Annotated in this window: 14 protein-coding genes; 9 read left to right on the top strand and 5 right to left on the bottom strand. The window is 61.9% G+C overall.

The window, feature by feature from the left end:
• Window positions 1-136 precede the first annotated feature (136 nt).
• Window positions 137-3,847, top strand: a complete 3,711-nt coding sequence (gene metH / locus QIW53_RS18245) for a methionine synthase (protein WP_371051013.1) — start codon at window positions 137-139, stop codon at window positions 3,845-3,847.
• 248 nt (window positions 3,848-4,095) lie between these two features.
• The gene (locus QIW53_RS18240; RefSeq protein WP_371051012.1) at window positions 4,096-4,314 is read left to right on the top strand and encodes a DUF2970 domain-containing protein; all 219 of its coding nucleotides are present in this window, start codon (window positions 4,096-4,098) and stop codon (window positions 4,312-4,314) included.
• Here QIW53_RS18240 and QIW53_RS18235 read toward each other — a convergent pair.
• Window positions 4,311-5,384 carry an ABC transporter substrate-binding protein gene (locus QIW53_RS18235; protein WP_371051011.1) on the bottom strand — a complete coding sequence of 358 codons (1,074 nt, stop codon included), beginning with the start codon at window positions 5,382-5,384 and terminating at the stop codon, window positions 4,311-4,313. The two genes, QIW53_RS18240 and QIW53_RS18235, sit on opposite strands and share 4 nt — an antisense overlap.
• 523 nt (window positions 5,385-5,907) lie before the next feature.
• On the opposite strand from QIW53_RS18235, the gene QIW53_RS18230 reads away from it, so the two are divergent.
• Both QIW53_RS18230 and QIW53_RS18225 read left to right on the top strand, forming a co-directional pair.
• The gene (locus QIW53_RS18230; RefSeq protein WP_201192149.1) at window positions 5,908-7,566 is read left to right on the top strand and encodes a nitrite/sulfite reductase; all 1,659 of its coding nucleotides are present in this window, start codon (window positions 5,908-5,910) and stop codon (window positions 7,564-7,566) included.
• On the top strand, window positions 7,550-8,044 hold the full coding sequence (locus QIW53_RS18225; RefSeq protein WP_371051010.1) for a DUF934 domain-containing protein: 495 nt from the start codon (window positions 7,550-7,552) through the stop codon (window positions 8,042-8,044). Before QIW53_RS18230 ends, QIW53_RS18225 begins: the two co-directional genes overlap by 17 nt.
• Before the next feature lie 60 nt (window positions 8,045-8,104).
• Here QIW53_RS18225 and QIW53_RS18220 read toward each other — a convergent pair whose 3' ends face one another.
• Together QIW53_RS18220 and sohB are read right to left on the bottom strand one after the other, a co-directional pair.
• Window positions 8,105-12,049 (bottom strand): dermonecrotic toxin domain-containing protein, encoded by a 3,945-nt coding sequence (locus tag QIW53_RS18220; protein ID WP_371051009.1) that lies wholly within the window; start codon window positions 12,047-12,049, stop codon window positions 8,105-8,107.
• A 192-nt stretch (window positions 12,050-12,241) separates the two neighbouring features.
• Entirely contained in the window at window positions 12,242-13,273 is a 1,032-nt protein-coding gene (gene sohB / locus QIW53_RS18215) for a protease SohB (RefSeq protein ID WP_371051008.1), read from the bottom strand.
• Window positions 13,274-13,474: 201 nt separating this feature from the next.
• On the opposite strand from sohB, the gene QIW53_RS18210 reads away from it, so the two are divergent.
• From QIW53_RS18210 to QIW53_RS18190, 5 genes are all read left to right on the top strand, one after another.
• Complete coding sequence (locus tag QIW53_RS18210) at window positions 13,475-14,185, top strand: histidine phosphatase family protein (protein ID WP_371051007.1); 711 nt, start codon at window positions 13,475-13,477, stop codon at window positions 14,183-14,185.
• A gap of 50 nt (window positions 14,186-14,235) precedes the next feature.
• A complete protein-coding gene (locus QIW53_RS18205) occupies window positions 14,236-14,550 on the top strand; it encodes an SCP2 sterol-binding domain-containing protein (RefSeq protein WP_192308152.1) in 315 nt (104 codons plus the stop codon).
• Window positions 14,551-14,811: 261 nt separating this feature from the next.
• Window positions 14,812-15,675, top strand: coding sequence for a LysR family transcriptional regulator (locus QIW53_RS18200; RefSeq protein WP_371051104.1), 864 nt, complete (start codon window positions 14,812-14,814; stop codon window positions 15,673-15,675).
• A gap of 107 nt (window positions 15,676-15,782) precedes the next feature.
• Window positions 15,783-16,928: a sterol desaturase/SRPBCC family protein gene (locus QIW53_RS18195; protein WP_371051005.1), complete on the top strand. Its 1,146-nt coding sequence runs from the start codon at window positions 15,783-15,785 to the stop codon at window positions 16,926-16,928.
• A 68-nt stretch (window positions 16,929-16,996) separates the two neighbouring features.
• On the top strand, window positions 16,997-18,016 hold the full coding sequence (locus tag QIW53_RS18190) for an SMP-30/gluconolactonase/LRE family protein (protein WP_371051102.1): 1,020 nt from the start codon (window positions 16,997-16,999) through the stop codon (window positions 18,014-18,016).
• A gap of 61 nt (window positions 18,017-18,077) precedes the next feature.
• Here QIW53_RS18190 and QIW53_RS18185 read toward each other — a convergent pair whose 3' ends face one another.
• Window positions 18,078-18,320 (bottom strand): hypothetical protein, encoded by a 243-nt coding sequence (locus QIW53_RS18185; RefSeq protein ID WP_371051004.1) that lies wholly within the window; start codon window positions 18,318-18,320, stop codon window positions 18,078-18,080.
• Window positions 18,321-18,430: 110 nt separating this feature from the next.
• Window positions 18,431-18,673, bottom strand: a complete 243-nt coding sequence (locus tag QIW53_RS18180; protein ID WP_371051002.1) for a DUF465 domain-containing protein — start codon at window positions 18,671-18,673, stop codon at window positions 18,431-18,433.
• Window positions 18,674-18,716 lie beyond the last annotated feature (43 nt).

The following is an 18,716-nucleotide window of genomic DNA, read 5'->3' as shown; positions in this document are numbered from 1 at the left end:
AAAAACGCCGCGATTGTACAGGCGCGGCGATATCGCCAACATGAGCGATATTCATGCAAAACCCTCACATGCTCTGAAAGCACGCAGGTTTGTTATGATTCCGTCCCTTCGTAATGGTCTTTTCCGAGTAGTCCACATGTCCGATCGCAGCCTTCGCCTTCAAGCTCTCAAGCACGCTCTCAAGGAGCGCATCCTGATTCTCGATGGCGGCATGGGCACGATGATCCAGAGCTACAAGCTCGAGGAACAGGATTACCGTGGCAAGCGCTTCGCCGACTGGCCGAGCGACGTCAAAGGCAACAACGACCTGCTGGTGCTGACGCGCCCGGACGTGATCGGCGGCATCGAGAAAGCCTACCTGGATGCCGGTGCCGACATCCTCGAAACCAACACCTTCAACGCCACCCGGATTTCCATGGCCGACTATGGCATGGAAGCCTTGACCTACGAACTGAACGTAGAAGGCGCTCGCCTCGCGCGCAAGGTCGCCGATGCGAAAACCCTCGAGACCCCGGACAAGCCACGTTTCGTTGCCGGCGTACTGGGCCCGACCAGCCGCACCTGCTCGCTGTCCCCGGACGTGAACAACCCGGGCTACCGCAACGTGACCTTCGACGAACTGGTGGAGAACTACACCGAATCGACCAAGGGTCTGATCGAAGGCGGCGCCGACCTGATCCTGATCGAAACCATCTTCGACACCCTCAACGCGAAGGCGGCGATCTTCGCGGTGCAAGGGGTATTCGAAGAGCTGGGCATCGAGCTGCCGATCATGATTTCCGGCACCATCACCGATGCCTCCGGCCGGACCCTTTCCGGCCAGACCACCGAAGCGTTCTGGAACTCGGTGGCCCACGCCAAGCCGATCTCGGTCGGCCTGAACTGCGCCCTCGGCGCCAGTGAGTTGCGCCCGTACCTGGAAGAGCTGTCGAACAAGGCCAGCACCCACGTTTCGGCGCACCCTAACGCCGGCCTGCCCAACGAGTTCGGCGAGTACGACGAACTGCCATCGCAAACCGCCAAGGTCATCGAAGAGTTCGCCCAGAGCGGCTTCCTCAACATCGTCGGCGGTTGCTGCGGTACCACGCCGGGCCACATCGAAGCCATCGCCAAGGCCGTGGCCGGTTATGCGCCGCGCGAGATTCCGGACATCCCCAAGGCCTGCCGCCTCTCGGGCCTGGAACCGTTCACCATTGATCGCAGCTCGCTGTTCGTCAACGTCGGCGAGCGTACCAACATCACCGGCTCCGCCAAGTTCGCCCGGCTGATCCGTGAAGACAACTACACCGAGGCCCTGGAAGTCGCCTTGCAGCAGGTCGAAGCCGGCGCCCAGGTGATCGACATCAACATGGACGAGGGCATGCTCGATTCGAAGAAGGCGATGGTGACCTTCCTCAATCTGATTGCCGGCGAGCCGGACATCTCCCGCGTGCCGATCATGATCGACTCCTCGAAATGGGACGTGATCGAAGCCGGCCTCAAGTGCATCCAGGGCAAGGGCATCGTCAACTCGATCAGCATGAAGGAAGGCGTCGAGCAGTTCATTCATCACGCCAAACTGTGCAAGCGCTATGGCGCAGCCGTGGTGGTCATGGCGTTCGACGAAGCCGGCCAGGCCGACACCGAGGCACGCAAGAAAGAGATCTGCAAGCGTTCCTACGACATTCTGGTCAACGAAGTCGGCTTCCCGCCGGAAGACATCATCTTCGACCCGAACATCTTCGCCGTGGCCACCGGTATCGAAGAGCACAACAACTATGCCGTGGACTTCATCAACGCCTGTGCCTACATCCGCGATGAGCTGCCCTATGCGCTGACCTCCGGCGGCGTGTCCAACGTGTCGTTCTCGTTCCGTGGCAACAACCCGGTGCGCGAGGCGATTCACTCGGTGTTCCTGCTGTATGCGATCCGCAATGGCCTGTCCATGGGTATCGTCAACGCCGGCCAGCTGGAGATCTACGACCAGATCCCGGCGGAGCTGCGCGACGCCGTGGAAGACGTGATCCTCAACCGCACCCCGGAAGGCACCGACGCCCTCCTCGCCATCGCCGACAAGTACAAGGGTGACGGCAGCGTCAAGGAAGCGGAGACCGAGGAATGGCGCAACTGGGACGTCAACAAGCGCCTGGAACACGCGCTGGTCAAGGGCATCACCACCCACATCGTCGAAGACACCGAAGAGTCGCGCCAGTCGTTCGCCCGCCCGATCGAAGTGATCGAAGGCCCGCTGATGTCCGGCATGAACATCGTCGGCGACCTGTTCGGCGCCGGCAAAATGTTCCTGCCGCAAGTGGTGAAATCCGCCCGCGTGATGAAGCAGGCCGTTGCTCACCTGATCCCGTTCATCGAACTGGAAAAAGGCGACAAACCGGAAGCCAAGGGCAAGATCCTGATGGCCACGGTCAAGGGCGACGTGCACGACATCGGCAAGAACATCGTCGGCGTGGTGCTGGGCTGTAACGGCTACGACATCGTCGACCTGGGCGTGATGGTGCCGGCGGAGAAGATCCTGCAGGTGGCCAAGGAAGAAAAGTGCGACATCATCGGCCTGTCCGGCCTGATCACGCCGTCGCTGGACGAGATGGTTCACGTGGCGCGCGAGATGCAGCGCCAGGACTTCCACCTGCCCTTGATGATCGGCGGCGCGACCACCTCCAAGGCGCACACGGCGGTGAAGATCGAGCCCAGGTACAGCAACGATGCGGTGGTTTACGTCACCGACGCCTCCCGCGCCGTGGGCGTGGCCACGCAGTTGCTGTCCAAGGAACTCAAGGCCGGTTTCGTCGAGAAGACCCGCGAGGAATACATCGAGGTCCGCGAGCGCACCGCCAACCGCAGCGCCCGCACCGAACGCCTGAGCTACGCCGCCTCGATCGCGAAAAAGCCGCAATTCGACTGGAGCACCTACACCCCGGTCAAGCCGACGTTCACCGGCAGCAAGGTGCTGGATAACATCGACTTGAAAGTGCTGGCCGAGTACATCGACTGGACGCCGTTCTTCATCTCCTGGGACCTGGCCGGCAAATTCCCGCGCATCCTGCAGGACGAAGTGGTCGGCGAAGCCGCTACTGCCCTGTACGCCGATGCCCAGGAAATGCTCGCCAAGCTGATTGACGAGAAATTGATCAGTGCCCGTGCGGTGTTCGGTTTCTGGCCGGCCAACCAGGTACGCGACGATGACATCGAGCTCTACGACGATCATGGCAAGCCGCTGGCCAAGTTGCATCACCTGCGCCAACAGATCATCAAGACCGATGGCAAGCCGAACTTCTCCCTGGCCGACTTCGTTGCGCCGAAGGACAGCGAACTGACCGACTACGTGGGCGGCTTCATCACCACCGCCGGCATCGGTGCCGAGGAAGTGGCCAAGGCCTACCAGGACGCCGGTGACGACTACAACTCGATCATGGTCAAGGCCCTGGCCGACCGCCTCGCCGAAGCCTGCGCCGAGTGGCTGCACCAGCAGGTCCGCAAGGAATACTGGGGTTACGCCAAGGACGAAGCATTGAACAACGAGGCGTTGATCAAGGAGCAATACAGCGGCATCCGCCCTGCTCCGGGTTACCCGGCCTGCCCGGATCACACCGAGAAAGCCACGCTCTTCGCCCTGCTCGACCCCGAAGCCGCCGAAATGCGCGCCGGCCGCAGCGGCGTGTTCCTCACCGAACACTACGCCATGTTCCCGGCCGCCGCCGTCAGCGGCTGGTACTTCGCCCACCCGCAGGCGCAATACTTCGCCGTGGGCAAGATCGACAAGGACCAGGTGCAGAGCTACACCTCGCGCAAAGGCCAGGAATTGAGCGTGACCGAGCGCTGGCTGGCGCCGAATCTTGGGTATGACGACTAAGGCGCCTGACCCGAATCTGCCTTGAACCTGTGGGAGCGGGCTTGCTCGCGAAAGCGTCGTTACAGCCGACGGTTGTGTCGATTGGACTACCGTCGCGGGCAAGCCCGCTCCCACAGTGTTTCGCGCCGTACGCAAAGGCTGGGCTCACTTCAATACCTGTGGGAGCGGGCTTGCCTGCCCCCACACAGACCCCGCGTGGCTCGCAGGATTGGCTATGCTCAGTGGGCTTACGTCAAGACGAGGGGTTTATGGACGATCCAATCGACAACAAGCCGCCGACCTTCTGGCAAATGCTGCACAGTGTCATGGCTGCGGCATTCGGGGTGCAGAGCGGGAAGAACCGTGCCCGGGACTTCACCCACGGCAAGCCCAGTCATTTTGTGATCCTGGGGATTGCGTTCACGGCAGTGTTCGCCCTGTCGCTCTATGGCATCGTGCAACTGGTGCTGTTTCTGGCCGGGGTCTAGCGCATCAGGGTCTGCAGGTTGAACGGGTAGCGATAGGACGACGGCCGGCCCTTTGCGGACAGGCGACGGAAGTTCACCTCGTAGTCCGGTGAGTCGCCCATGGCCAGCATTCGCTTCGCGGTAGCCGTGTCGATCAATTGCAGCAACGGGATCTGTCGATCCCGCCCGCCGTAACGGCCGATGTCCACGCCCCGGTCGATGTCGTGCAATTGCACCAACGCCCAGCCACCGAGGGTGAAATGCCCACCCACCAGCACGCTCAGGCGCCCCTGCACTTTGGCCTGCAACGCCGCGGCAGAGGTGTTGACCGCGCTGAACAACACGTCTTTTCCGGGCACGCTGCCCGCCTCGGTATACGCCTGCATGGCACCAAAGGCCATTTCATCATTGGCCGACCACACCAGCGAAACATTCGGGTAGCGATGGCGCAGCAGTTTCGCCTGTTCGTAGGCCCGTTTGCGCGTCCAACCGCCATAGACCAGTTGTCGCAAGCGCACTTCGGGGTGCTCGGCCAAGGCCCGCATCATGCCTTTCTCACGCAGTTGCGCCGAAGGGGTGATCTTCAGGCCGGAGAAGGCGAGCAATTCGATTTCCTCGCCGGGGGCCACGGGCGGATGCTGGCGAATCAATTCCTTGAGCATCAGGTAACCGCCCTCCTCGTCGTTGGGCACCAGGCTACCCAGGCGATCCGGGCGCTCGCCGAGCAGGCTCAGTTGGTTCGGCGTCAGCGACGCGTTGACCATGAACAGTTTCACACCGCTGCCCTGCGCCAGCCGCAGCACTTGCGGGGCGATGTACTGTTCGTTGGCGAAGAGCAGATAGTCTGGACGATCGGGACCTTGCAACGCCTGGCGGGCCTGCGCCACCGTCAGCTCCGGCATGCGCCGGGAATAAAGAATGCGCAGGTCGATGCCCAGATCGCGGGCGGCCGCCTGCATGAACTGCGAGTAGCTGACCCAGAACGCTTCGTCCACATCCCCGGGATTGAGGAACAGCACCGACTCCGCACGCGCGGCAGAACCGTAACCTGCGCCCAGCACCAGCAGGAAGGTGTAGAAAAACTTCAGCATGGATCGTCCGAGCCCCCGGAAATTCGCCGCGCATTATAGCCAGCGATTCCCGTTTAACGGTGCTAATCCCACAGATTGTCGGACAAACTGTGGAGCCAGGGCCCGGACCGGGTCAATTATTGATGGCTGACCCAGAACACGGCCGTGCCCACGACCAGGATGATCAGAAACAGAATGGCCCAGGCATCGACCGTACTGTCAGGCTTTGAAGCTTTGGTAGGGTTGCTCATTGCATCGCCTCTTGTCGGTTTTATCGGTGATTGCACGAAGACTCGAGCAGAGTAAAGACGACGATTGCCCATACTACAAATGCGGGTATAGCAATAACGATTCTCGTTAGTCGTTTTGGTTCTTTACATATACTCAAACATCACTTTTGCGCATAACTCCAAACTGGTATCTTGCCCCGGCTCCGTATGGAGTGCGCGGCCGTGCGCGCAGAATTGCCGAGGCAGTATCGGAGTCTTCAGCCAGCGACAAACGCAACTGGATCCGACCGGCCCAGCCTGAGAACAGGACTTATATGTACGTATACGACGAGTACGATCAGCGGATCATCGAGGACCGCGTCAAGCAGTTCCGTGATCAGACCCGACGCTATCTGGCAGGCGAGCTGAGCGAGGAAGAGTTTCGCCCCCTGCGCCTGCAGAACGGGCTTTACATCCAGCGTTTCGCCCCCATGTTGCGGGTGGCGGTGCCTTATGGCCAGCTGACCTCGCGCCAGGTGCGCATGATCGCGAAGATTGCCCGCGACTACGACAAGGGCTACGCCCACATCAGTACCCGGCAGAACATTCAGTTCAACTGGCCGGCGCTGGAAGACATCCCGGACATTCTGGCTGAACTGGCCACCGTGCAGATGCACGCGATCCAGACCAGCGGCAACTGCCTGCGCAACGTCACCACCGACCAGTTCGCCGGTGTCGCTGCCGATGAACTGATCGACCCGCGGCCGTGGTGCGAAATCGTTCGTCAGTGGACCACGTTCCACCCCGAGTTCGCTTACCTGCCACGCAAGTTCAAGATCGCCATCAACGGCTCGACCTCCGACCGGGCGGCCATCGAAGTCCACGACATCGGCCTGGAGCCGGTGCGCAACGCGGCCGGCGAAGTCGGTTTCCGCGTGCTGGTGGGGGGTGGCCTGGGCCGCACACCGGTGGTCGGCGCGTTCATCAATGAATTCCTGCCGTGGCAAGACCTGCTCAGCTACCTCGACGCCATCCTGCGTGTCTACAACCGCTATGGCCGTCGTGACAACAAGTACAAGGCGAGGATCAAGATTCTGGTCAAGGCCCTGACGCCTGAAGTGTTTGCCCAGAAAGTCGACGCGGAAATGGAACACCTGCGCGGTGGGCAGACCACGCTGACCGAAGCCGAAGTGCATCGCGTCGCCAAGCACTTTGTCGACCCGGACTACAAGGCGCTGGACAACCAGAGCGCGCAACTGGCCGAGCTCGACCAGCAGCATCCAGGCTTTGCCCGCTGGCGCAGCCGCAATACCCTGGCGCACAAAAAGCCGGGTTACGTGGCCGTGACCCTGTCCTTGAAGCCGACCGGCGTAGCGCCGGGCGACATCACCGACAAGCAGCTGGACGCCGTCGCCGACCTGGCCGAGCGCTACAGCTTCGGGCAACTGCGCAGCTCCCACGAGCAGAACATCATTCTGGCCGACGTTGAACAAAGCCAACTGTTCACCCTGTGGGGCGAACTGCGCGAGCAAGGTTTTGCCACGCCGAACATCGGCCTGCTGACCGACATCATCTGCTGCCCCGGCGGTGACTTCTGCTCCCTGGCCAACGCCAAGTCGATCCCGATCGCCGAATCGATCCAGCGCCGTTTCGACGACCTGGACTACCTGTTCGACATCGGTGAACTGGACCTGAACATCTCCGGCTGCATGAACGCCTGCGGTCACCACCACGTGGGCCACATCGGCATTCTCGGGGTGGACAAGAAAGGCGAAGAGTTCTACCAGGTGTCCCTGGGTGGCAGCGGCAGCCGCGATGCCAGCCTGGGCAAGATCCTCGGCCCGTCCTTCGCCCAGGACGACATGCCTGACGTGATTTCGAAACTGATCGACGTGTACATCGAACAACGTACCGAAGACGAGCGTTTCATCGACACCTACCAGCGTATTGGCATCGACCTCTTCAAGGAACGCGTCTATGCAGCGAATCATTAAGAACAACGAAGTCGTCGACGAAACCTGGCACCTGCTGCCCAAGGACTTCAACATCGACGACATCAGCAACTGCGACGACTACATCGTGCCGTTGCAGTTGTGGCGTGAACACGGGCGCATGCTCCTGGCCCGCGATGGCGGCCTGGGCATCTGGCTGGATGCGGACGAAGAAGCCGAAGAGATTGGTGAAGACGTAGCCAAGTTCCAGGTCATCGCCCTGAACTTCCCTGCCTTCACCGACGGTCGCAACTACTCCAACGCCCGCCTGCTGCGTGACCGTTACGGTTTCAAAGGCGAGCTGCGGGCGATTGGCGATGTGCTGCGCGACCAGCTGTTCTACCTGCGTCGCTGCGGGTTCGACGCCTTTGCCCTGCGCGCCGACAAGGACCCGTACGAAGCCCTTGAAAGCCTCAAGGACTTCTCGGTGACCTACCAGGCCGCCACCGACGAGCCGCTGCCGCTGTTCCGTCGTCGCTGAGCCGTAGCCAGCTGTCCAGGCAAGGCCCTGATCCCATACGGGATCAGGGCCTTGTCGTTTTCAGGGATGGTCCTCTTCTACCGGAAACGGTCGTCCCAGAGCCACCCAGTCGTGATAAACCCGCGCACGCCCTTCCAGTGCCGTGAATACCGCCACCGGGTTGTCCAGCGCCCCTGAGGGCGCAGGCCCGTCCTGGGTCAGCCGTTCCCACAAGCCCTGGGAGGCATCGGCCTCGGCCAGCAAGCGCCAGACCCGCGCCTGCAGGTCCAGGTAATTCACCTGAAAATCCGCGGTGAGCGTCAAGGTGTTGATCGACCCCAGAAACCGTCCACCGCGCGGCTTGAGTGCCAGCCGCCGCCAGACGTGCAGGTGCGCCTCGCGCTGCGCCGGCGCAATGACGCGCAACCAGACCGCCGGGTCCGAATACTGTGCGTCCTGGGCACGCAGCCACAGGTTGAGCCCGGTGCGTTCCCGGTGCCGGACCAGTCGCTGCAAGGTGTCCTCATCGGTCAGCGGGTTGTTCCACAGCAGCACGCGGTCCCTGGCGATGGCTTGATTGAGGATGGCCTGCGGAACACGATGGATCTGGTTGTTGCGCAGGTCCAGCGTGGTCAGGCAAGGGTGCTCCATGATCCCGACGGGGCACGCGCTGATGCCGGTGTCGTTGAGTTTCAACACCCGCAACTGATCCATGCCCATCACCACCGGCGGGACCCCCAGCGGGTTGTGGCTCAAGTCCAGGTATTGCAGCTGGGTCAACGAACTCAATTGAGCGGCGGTGTTTTCCCGAAACGTCAGCCGGGTCGATCGCAGGTTCAATGTCGTCAGGTGCTGTAACCGGGGGATAGTCGACGGCAAGGCACCTTGCAGTTGCCCATTGATATCGGGCAGGCGCAAGTCAGTGTCTTCGAGATTCAAGGTACGCAGGTTGGGAAAGTGCTCGAGAAAGCCGTTGAGTGTCCCGCGTTCGAACACATGGATCTTTTCCAGGTTCAACCCGACCACGTCGTTGAAGCGGACATTGAGCACCGGCAGTCGATGAAATTCTTCGCGGCTCATTTCCAGCGTATAGCCGGCGATATGATCCCCGGTAAACAGGCTGCCCTCCTGAGGCGCCTGTTTGCGCAGGATGGCAATCAGTTCATCCCCTACTTCGACGCGGGCCTCGACTTCGGACGCCAGCGCCGCCTGCACCCGCTGGGCATTCAATTGCCCAAGCTCGAACAGGTCGAGCGTCTCGGTACCCGGGTCGCCAGGCTGCAGCAAGGGGATATCCATCATTTCGATATCCTGCGCAACCTGCTCGATCCATTGATCGAGGCCCACGCAGAGTTGATGCAGGTGCTGGCGGGCCCTGTCGAAATGCGCCTGAGCGCCGTCACCCAGTGCTTGCAACAAGGCCTCGGCGTCGTCATTGGAAAACTCGGGGTAGGCTTCCCTGACCTGCAACCGCATCATGGCGCGCGTCAAGTCGGCCTGTTGCGGGGTGGGTGGAAACCCTCCGCCTCGCAGGCCCTGGGCGTCGAACGGCAAGCGCGAGTCCATCCGGCCCAGCCCCAGGGCCAGTTCCGAGCGGGAAATCGGCTGTCCGCCGAGTCTGAGCCGCAGCGCCGCCCCAGGCTCCACGGCAGGCAAGTGCAACGCCGCGCGTTCCATCTCGGAAAGCAGCTCGGAGATGGCCTCCGCAAAATCGCTGGTGTCGGTTGAAATACCGTAAGCCTGATAACCGCTCGCGGACTTGATCAGGCGTCGGCAATCCGGTGCGTCCACCGGGCCACAGTGATCCAGCAGCCGACCGCCGTCGTCGAGCACTTCGATCCGTACCCCTGGCGGCCACCCCGCAAGGTTGTTCAGCGAGTGCAAGGCCAGGGTGTCCGACTCGGGGCTGGGCACAGAGCTAAGATAGAGCCCCTCATAGGCCCGGTTCAGGCGTACATGCTGCTGAAACTGGCGCGCCTTGCTGTCAAGCTGTCGGAACAGGTGCCGGGCTTGCCCTGCGTCGGGTGCTGTCGTGAAGTCGATGCCGTAACGGTCGAGCATCTGCTCGATGGCGGCCTTGGGCACGCCGGGGTATTGCCGTTGGAACAATCGAACCCATTCGTGCTCAGATTGCTGCAAGCGCAGGTAGCGGCTGTTGAACAACGCGCTGCGCCCGGCGGGCGAATCGGCCAACCCGGCGATATCCTGCTCAATCCGAAAGCGCTCGATGATGTCCGCCAACAGGGGCGTCGGCGGTCGCCCGGCCTGCATCAGGCGCAGCATGTCATCGTCGATGGCGCTGACCCTGGCAATCTGCGCCAGCACCTCGTCACTGAACGTCCCGGCGGGCGCGCCGATGCCGCGCAGAAGCTGCACACGGGTGGGCACGTGCAGTGTCTGCGTTGCGTTCACGGCCACGTCGGCCATCGCTCCAGACGCCAAATCGCCCGCGTCGACCTCACGGCTCAGCAGGCCCGCTTCGGCACCTTCGCGAGCGATCAAGACGGCGCCTGCGGCCAGGGGCAAGGCATTGAGCAAGCCGAACACCGTGCGGCTCGCACCCTGCGCGCGCTGGCCGGTCGTCTCGCCGTTGAGCGTCTGATCCAGCCCAAAACCCGCGTCGATCAGCCCCGCCAGCGCCATCACGCCCTCACCGCCCGGGACGAACAACGCCAAGGGGCCGAACCGGTTGATCCATTGCACCAGCGGCTCGACGAATGCAGTCAGGTTGTCACGGTTGACCTGAGCATCGTTGCGAATGGTTTTGACGCTGTCCTGGGCCGCCTGCTTCATGCTCAGCACCAGTTGCGCATAGGGATCGGTGCCCGAGGGTGGACAGTCGAAGCCGATGTAGTCGGCGGGGTCCCAGTAGCCGTCGTTGTTGAAGAAACCGGCCTCTTTGCTCAACCGGTGCTCTGACGGAAACATCGCCATGCCGTCCAGTGCGGTGAGCACGCCTGCGTGGAAGGTGCCGTCACGGCGATCGTCTTCGGCGAAGTGCGCCGCGAGCGCCTGGCGGGTGGCGGCGTTCCTTGCCTGCTGCACCACCCATTGGCGCACATGGCCGGTGTCGGCAAACTCATGCAGGGGCGAAGAGTTGCCCGGCACGTACATCAACACCCGGCCGCTGGCACGGTGCCGATAGCACCAGATGTCCGTGGCGGTGTAGCGGTAGAGCCGCAGCCGGCTGGCTTCGACCAGCGGCGCCGGCCGGGTTGGTGCTTGCAACTGCGCCAGCGTCAGGGCGTCCCATGTCTGGTCCGGTGCCAACGCCGCCGCCTGCATGGCCAGCTCCAGGCCCTTGTCCGTCAGGCGATTTTCGTGCCGCTGCAGCCAGGCCGTCATGACAAACGCGGCTTTGGTCGAGGTCCTCAGGGGATAGGGTTCGCGCCCGCGAACCACTTCATCAGCGGGCCAGGCCTGATCGACATAGGCCTGATACAACTCGTCGAAAAACAGTGTCCAGACCCATTGTCTGAAGTCTGCCGGTCGCAGGCTGAGCTGGGTCTGCGGACCGTAGGTTTGCGGCACGGTGTGCCGGTAGATGCCCTCATAGGTGCGGTGGTCATCGGTCGGATCGGGGCCCTCCATGAGGCTCACCGACGGGCCGACATCCGGCGGCGTGTACAGCCCGAAAGCCGTTTCGCCAAAGCGCCCATCGCCCACTGTCTGGTCGTTGGACAACAGCACCTGCACCAGGGACTGCGAACGCGCAACGCGCCCCTGATGGCTGCCGCCGAGCGGCGCGCGCAACCAGTAGTCGTAATGCAGCGTCACCAACTGTGCGGTCTGCGGATCGAGCCCCTCCCCCCATTTTTCGCGGATCTTGCGTTCGGCGAACCCGGCCGGGGTTTGGGGCAGCGCGATATCGACCGCCGCCTGCAATTCGTCACGCAGGCGCGGCGCGAGCGGCGGGTCAGGCACGACCGGCAAGGCATGTGATGGCTGTTCTGATTGATCGAAAGAAACGCCCGTTGGAGCGGGCGGCAGGTTGGGCGGTGTTGCGTGACGCGTGTTCACATCCATGTTGAACGACCTTGAAGCCAAAAGGAGCCCCTCAGCTTAGGATCGAACTTTTGCTGAAAAAAGCGCAATTGCCCGATGGGTATTGGCGCTAAAACACCCGGAATCCGAGAGCAAAAAACAGATATGTACCGCCGCCGTGCTGGCTCGGTATGCAACTGGGGCCTGAAACGGATTCAGGCCCCTGCCCAGGGCTTACCAGAAGCGTTGTTGGGTCAGACGGCTCCACCAGCTCAGGAGCACGCGATCGACCGAACCGCTGGCCGCCATGCCGATACGCTCCTGCAGGCTTTTGCGCTCGGCGTAGTGCAGGTGATAAACCTCGGATTTCTTCGCTCGCTCGGCCAGGTATTCATCGCTGGTTTTGAGCTCGTCCACCAATTGCTTGTCCAGCGCGGCGATACCGAGCCAGATTTCCCCGGTGGCCACTTCATCGATGGCCAGTTGCGGGCGGTAGCGCGACACGAAGTTCTTGAACAGCTGATGGGTGATGTCCAGGTCCTCCTGGAATTTTTCGCGACCTTTCTCGGTGTTTTCACCAAACACGGTGAGCGTGCGTTTGTACTCGCCCGCAGTCAGTACTTCAAAGTCGATGTCATGCTTTTTCAGCAGGCGGTTGACGTTGGGCAACTGCGCCACCACACCGATCGAGCCAAGGATGGCGAACGGTGCACTGATGATCTTCTCACCGATGCACGCCATCATGTAGCCGCCACTGGCCGCGACCTTGTCGATGCAGACGGTCAGCGGTACACCGGCGTCGCGGATACGCGCCAGCTGCGAAGACGCCAGGCCGTAGCTGTGGACCATGCCGCCGCCGCTTTCCAGGCGCAGCACCACTTCATCCCCGGGCGTGGCCAGGGTCAGCAGCGCGGTGATTTCATGGCGCAGGCTTTCGGTGGCCGAGGCCTTGATATCGCCGTCGAAATCCAGCACGAACACCCGCGGTTTGGCTTGCGGTTTGTTCTTTTTCTTCTTGTCGGTCTTGTCAGTCTTGGCTTCGACCTTGCGCAGGGCCTTGAGCTGATCCTTGTCGAGCAGGGTCTGTTCCAGGCGCTCACGCAACCCCTTGTAGAAATCGTTGAGCTTGCTGACTTGCAACTGGCCGCTCGATTTGCGTCGCCCTTTGCTGCGCAGGGCCGCGAAACTGGCAAGGACCACCAATATCGCGATCACCAGCGTCACGGTTTTAGCCAGGAAAACGGCGTAATCGGTCAAAAAATCCACAGGGACTCCTTCAATACGATGCGCTGCACTACGCGCGCGGGATGACACCAGCATACCCATGCGCCGGGCCTGCGGCCAGCCGGAAACCTTTGGCAACACGGCTGGAACAGGCATTTCAAACAAGCGTATGTTTTTTCATTGACAGCTCACCCTCATCCTCATAACCTCGCCGAACCTTCAACGTACCGGGAAGACGCGGACGTGGGCAGCATCTATCTGATTCGACATGGCCAGGCCTCCTTTGGTGCAGACGATTATGACGTTCTGTCGCCGACCGGTATTCGTCAGGCAGAAGTCCTCGGCCAGCACCTCGCCGGGCTGGGCCTGAGCTTCGATCGCTGCCTGGCAGGCGACCTGCGCCGCCAGCAACATACCGCGAGCAGCGCACTGGCACAGTTCGCCGCCGTGGGCCTGCCGGTGCCGATCCTCGAAACCGACGCCGCGTTCAACGAGTTCGATGCCGACGCCGTCATCCGCGCCCTGCTGCCCGCCATGCTCGATGACGAGCCCGAAGCGCTGGACATCCTGCGCAACGCCGCGCAAAACCGTAGCGAGTTTCAGCGCATCTTCGCCCTGATCATCGAGCGTTGGCTGGCCGGGACCCATGACACTCCGGGCCTGGAAAGCTGGCTGGGGTTTGTCGAACGGGTACAGGCCGGCTTGCACCGAATTCTGGAAGCCGCCGACAATACCCAGAAAATCGCCGTGTTCACCTCCGGCGGCACCATCACCGCCCTGCTCCACCTGATTACGCAAATGCCTGCCCGCCAGGCGTTTGAACTGAACTGGCAGATCGTCAACACCTCGCTCAACCAACTGAAGTTTCGTGGTCGCGAGGTGGCACTGGCTTCTTTCAACAGTCATGCGCACCTGCAACTGTTGAAAGCCCCGGACCTCATCACCTATCGCTGAGTCCGGACTGTTGTGACCCTGGCTGTAACTCACCCAAAAAGGATCGAACCATGACCTCCGTAGCTGATGCCGTACAAGCAATGCAAGCCAAGTTCAACCCAGCCGCTGCTGCCGGTCTGGACCTGGTTTTCGGTTTTCGCATCGACGACACCAAGCACTTCTCGCTGATCGTCAAGGACAGCACCTGCGAGCTGAAAGAAGGCGAAAACCCTGACGCCCAGGTCACCCTGGTGATGGATGGCGAAACCCTGGAAGGCATCGTCAGCGGTGAAACCGACGGCATGCAGGCCTTCATGGGCGGCAAGCTGCGCGCTGAAGGCGACATGATGCTGGCGATGAAACTGTCCGAGCTGTTCCCGGCGTAAGACGGCCGCGACTGCACACGAAACCCGCCGTTGTGGCGGGTTTCGTCGTTTCAGGGCCGGTGTCGCCCATTGTGGGAACAAGCCTGCTCGCGGGTGCGGTGCGTCAGGTGTCATTGATGCTGGCGGTGATGACCTTGGCCGGAGCGCCGCCCGCAGCACGCCCGTTGTCACGGATTTACCGTGAGCAACGCCACCTGTCGCGGCTGTGACATCTCGCCACAGTGCTCTTACAATGCCATTACTTTCCGCACCGGCTACCCCATGGACATCGATCTCGCCCGCACCTTTCTGGAAATCGTTCGCCACGGCAGCCTCGCCGCGGCCGCCGAAAAGCTCCACGTCACCCAGACCGCGATTACCGCGCGGGTGCAGAAACTCGAAAGCCAACTGGGCAGCACCCTGTTCGTGCGCAATCGCGCCGGTGCGCGCCTGACGCCCAACGGCGAAGCCTTCGTGGTGTATGCCAACCAACTGGTGGAGACCTGGGAAGCGGCGCGTCGGGACCTGCCGCTGCCGGAGGGTTATCACGACGTCCTGCACATCGGCGGCGAGGTCAGCCTGTGCAATCCGTTGATGCTCAGTTGGGCCGGTGAGTTGCGCGAGAAAATTCCGAGCCATGCGCTGCGCATGGAGATTCGTGACGGCGAAAACCTGCTGCGCCAGCTCGAGTTGGGGGTGCTGGATGCCGCCCTGGTCTATCAACCGGAATACTGGCCGCGCCTGCAGGTCGAGCAGATTCTGGAAGAAAAACTCATTCTGGTGCGCCAACCCGGTCGCGAGACGCCCTACGTGTACATCGACTGGGGCCAGGATTTCCGCCGTCAGCACGATGCCGCCCTGCCGGAAAAAGCCAAGGCCGCGCTGAGCTTCAACCTCGGCCCCCTGGCCTTGCAGTACATCCTGGAAAATGGCGGCAGCGGCTACTTCCGTACCCGCGTGGTGCAGAGCTACCTGCAGAGCGGCATGCTGGAGCAGGTGCCCAAGTCCCCGGAGTTCAGTTATCCGACCTACCTGGTCTACTCCCGTGACCGCGACTCGGCGACCCTGCAGCGGGCCTTCAACCTGCTGCGTGAAGTGATCCGCGCCGACGACGACTGGTCGCAACGCTGGAACCCCCTGACCTGAAATCCGCCATACACCGGAACATGGCATTTGTGTCCCCCAGGTTCAACCGGCGCAGGCGCTGAGATCGACTAATCTGCTGGGACAACGATCAACGCGGGGTGCATGCAGTGAGGCAGACCACCGACTCTTTTCGTAGCCGCTACCGGGCGGCCATTCACCCCCGCTACAACCCTTGGCTGCACGGCAGCTTCGTCCTGCTGTTCGGCCTGCTGGCCGTTGCTGCCTTCTGGAGCACGGTGCATGAGGTACTGGCGCTGCAATGGCTGGCAGTACCGGTGACCTTATTGCTGTTCAACCTGGGCGTGTACGTCGTACATCGCCACCTGGGGCATCACAAAAAAAGCTTTGCGCGCATGTTCTACGCGCGCCATGCCGGCGACCACCACAGTTTTTTTGCCCCGGGCAGCATGTCCTGGGAGGAGCCGCGAGACTGGCGCGTGATCCTGTTCCCGGCCTGGCTGATCGTCGTGCACACGCTGCTCGTCACCCTGCCGATCTGGTGGCTGCTGCAACGTTTCGATGCCAACGTCGCGGGCCTGGTCGCCGGCTTTCTGGTCCTGGGCTACCTGGCCTATGAGGTGTTCCATGCCTGCGAGCACCTGCCCCACACCCATCCCCTGGCACGCTGGCCGTGGATTCGGCAGATGCGTCGCCTGCATGAACTGCATCACCGTCGCGAACTGATGCAGGAACGCAATTTCAACATCGTTTTCCCCCTGATGGATTATCTGTTCGGCACCCTCTACTGGGAGCCCGAACCCACCCGACTGGACATGACGAGAGCACCCATGACCCGCATGCAGCATCAGATCAGGATTGCCGGTAATCCGATTGACGTACTCGCCTACGCCAGCACCGTGACCCGCTGGCCGGAGTGGCACCCCTCGTCGCTGAGGATCGATGGCCAGGGCGGTCCGCTGCATGCCGGTGCACGCTTCGAAGAAGACATCCGCGCAGGTGGCCGTGACGGGCACCTGCGCTGGCGGGTGACCGAGTACCTGCCCGGCCGACGCTGGAGCGCCGAGGCGGCTGGCGACAATGGCCTGTCGCTGGTGTTGACCTACGAATGCGCCGCCGAAGACGATGGCACGCGGTTTATCCGCACCCTCGAGTATCAATTCAGCGGGCTGGCCATGCGGATCGCCAATCGCCTGCTGCTCAAGCGCCGTATCGATCGGGAATCGGCCGCGTCGATGCGGGCCTTGCGTGACCGAGCCGAAAGTAACCTGGTCGCCGCAGGAGTCACCGTGTGAGGCGAAGCATCAGGTTTCATCACCTGCTCTTGTCCGTCATCGTCGCCATCGCCGCCTTCCTGCTGCTGATGCCGACCAAGGTGCAACCGGTGGCCTGGACACCCCCGCCGGCGCCTTCGCTGTCCAACGGCCCCTACGCCGACAACCAGCGCCTGAAAAGCCTGGAGCGCGTGGGACCCGACGACATCGACGGCCCGGAAGCCTTGCTACTGGAAAATGACTGGCTGATCACCGGCTTGCATGACGGGCGCCTGATCCGCAGCAGCCTCGATGGCAAGACCAACCAGGTGCTGGCCGATACCGGTGGGCGGCCGCTGGGCCTGGCGCGTCACCCCAACGGCTTGCTGGTGATCGCCGATGCGGTCAAGGGCCTGCTGTCACTGGACGCTCAGGGTCGGCTGATCGCACTGAGCACGGCGGCGAATGGCGTGCCCTTCGGTTTCACCGACGACGTGGTCATCGAAAAGTCCGGCCACTACGCCTATTTCACCGATGCCTCCAGCCGCTTCGGCTACGGCCACGACGGCGAGGCGATCATTGAACACAGCGGTGATGGCCGCCTGCTGCGCTATGACTTCCAGACCGGTAAAACCGCCCTCCTGCTGGACAAGCTGGAGTTCGCCAACGGCGTGAGTCTGGGGCCGGACGAGGCCTTTGTGCTGGTCAACGAAACCGGCGCCTACCGCATCAGCCGCTACTGGCTCAGCGGACCGAACGCCGGTACCCACGACCTGTTCATCGACAATCTGCCAGGGCTGCCCGACAACCTGTCGTTCAATGGCCGCGACCGCTTCTGGGTGGCGCTGTACGCGCCGCGCAACGCCTTGCTCGACGCCACGGCACCTTACCCTTTCGTGCGCAAGATGATCACACGGGCGTTGCTGGTACTGCCCAAACCGGTGGAGAAACGCGGATTTGCGCTGGGGCTGGACCTCGAAGGCAAGGTGATCGCCAACCTGCAGGATGGCAGCAACGGCAATTATTCGCCGATCACCACGGTGCGTGAGTATGGGGAATGGCTGTATTTCGGCTCACTGAAGGAAAATTACATGGCGCGATTGCCGTTGAGCACGGCATTGAAGGACTGACATTTTCCCACCTGTGGGAGCAAGCAGGCTCGCTCCCACATTTGATATCAGTGTGGCGGAATCAGCGGGGATTGATCTGCCCATCGCGCTCGGCATTATCGGTCTCTTCCTGCACCCGCTCCGGGTCAAGGTCGGTACCGTCATCCTGCCTCAGGGGAATCGCGCCTTCATTGTTCGGCAGTTCGTCGATGCCCGGTTCGTCTTCGGGGTTGACGGTCGTGCGCCCCGGGCTCAAAGGCTGGGGTTCGGTGGGGATGGGGTCGTAGCCGCCCTGCTCTTCGCTGGGGAATTTGGGATCGTTCATAGGGCACCTCGCATGGAGCCGGAAATTCGGACTCTGATCATTCGAGGTGCCGGGCTTTAGCGCCGTTCCAATTATTCAGTCACCGATTGTCGGTGGCTGGCGCGAATGTTTCAGGACGGCGCCTGAAGCTGTTGAACGATCTTGTCCTTGACCTGCAACCGCTTCTCCTTGAGTTTTTTCAGCGCGTCATCGCTGGGCGCATCCGATTGGGCGGTTTCCGCCTTCACCACATCAGCGTCCGCTTGCAAATACTTGTTGAGCAGTGAATCCAGTAACGGATCCTGGGTGCGTTTTTGCTGGATATCTTCCTTTGAATACTTCAAATCCTCGTAAAGATTGTGTGGCACCGGCATGGAACACCTCCGTTAGTTGGTCAGTGGCAAACGCGATCGATTG

The sequence above is a fragment of the Pseudomonas fluorescens genome (assembly GCF_041354075.1).
GTDB lineage: Bacteria > Pseudomonadota > Gammaproteobacteria > Pseudomonadales > Pseudomonadaceae > Aquipseudomonas > Aquipseudomonas fluorescens_CE.
Note: the sequence above shows the minus strand (reverse complement) of the source record. Positions and strands in the feature narration are given on the sequence as shown.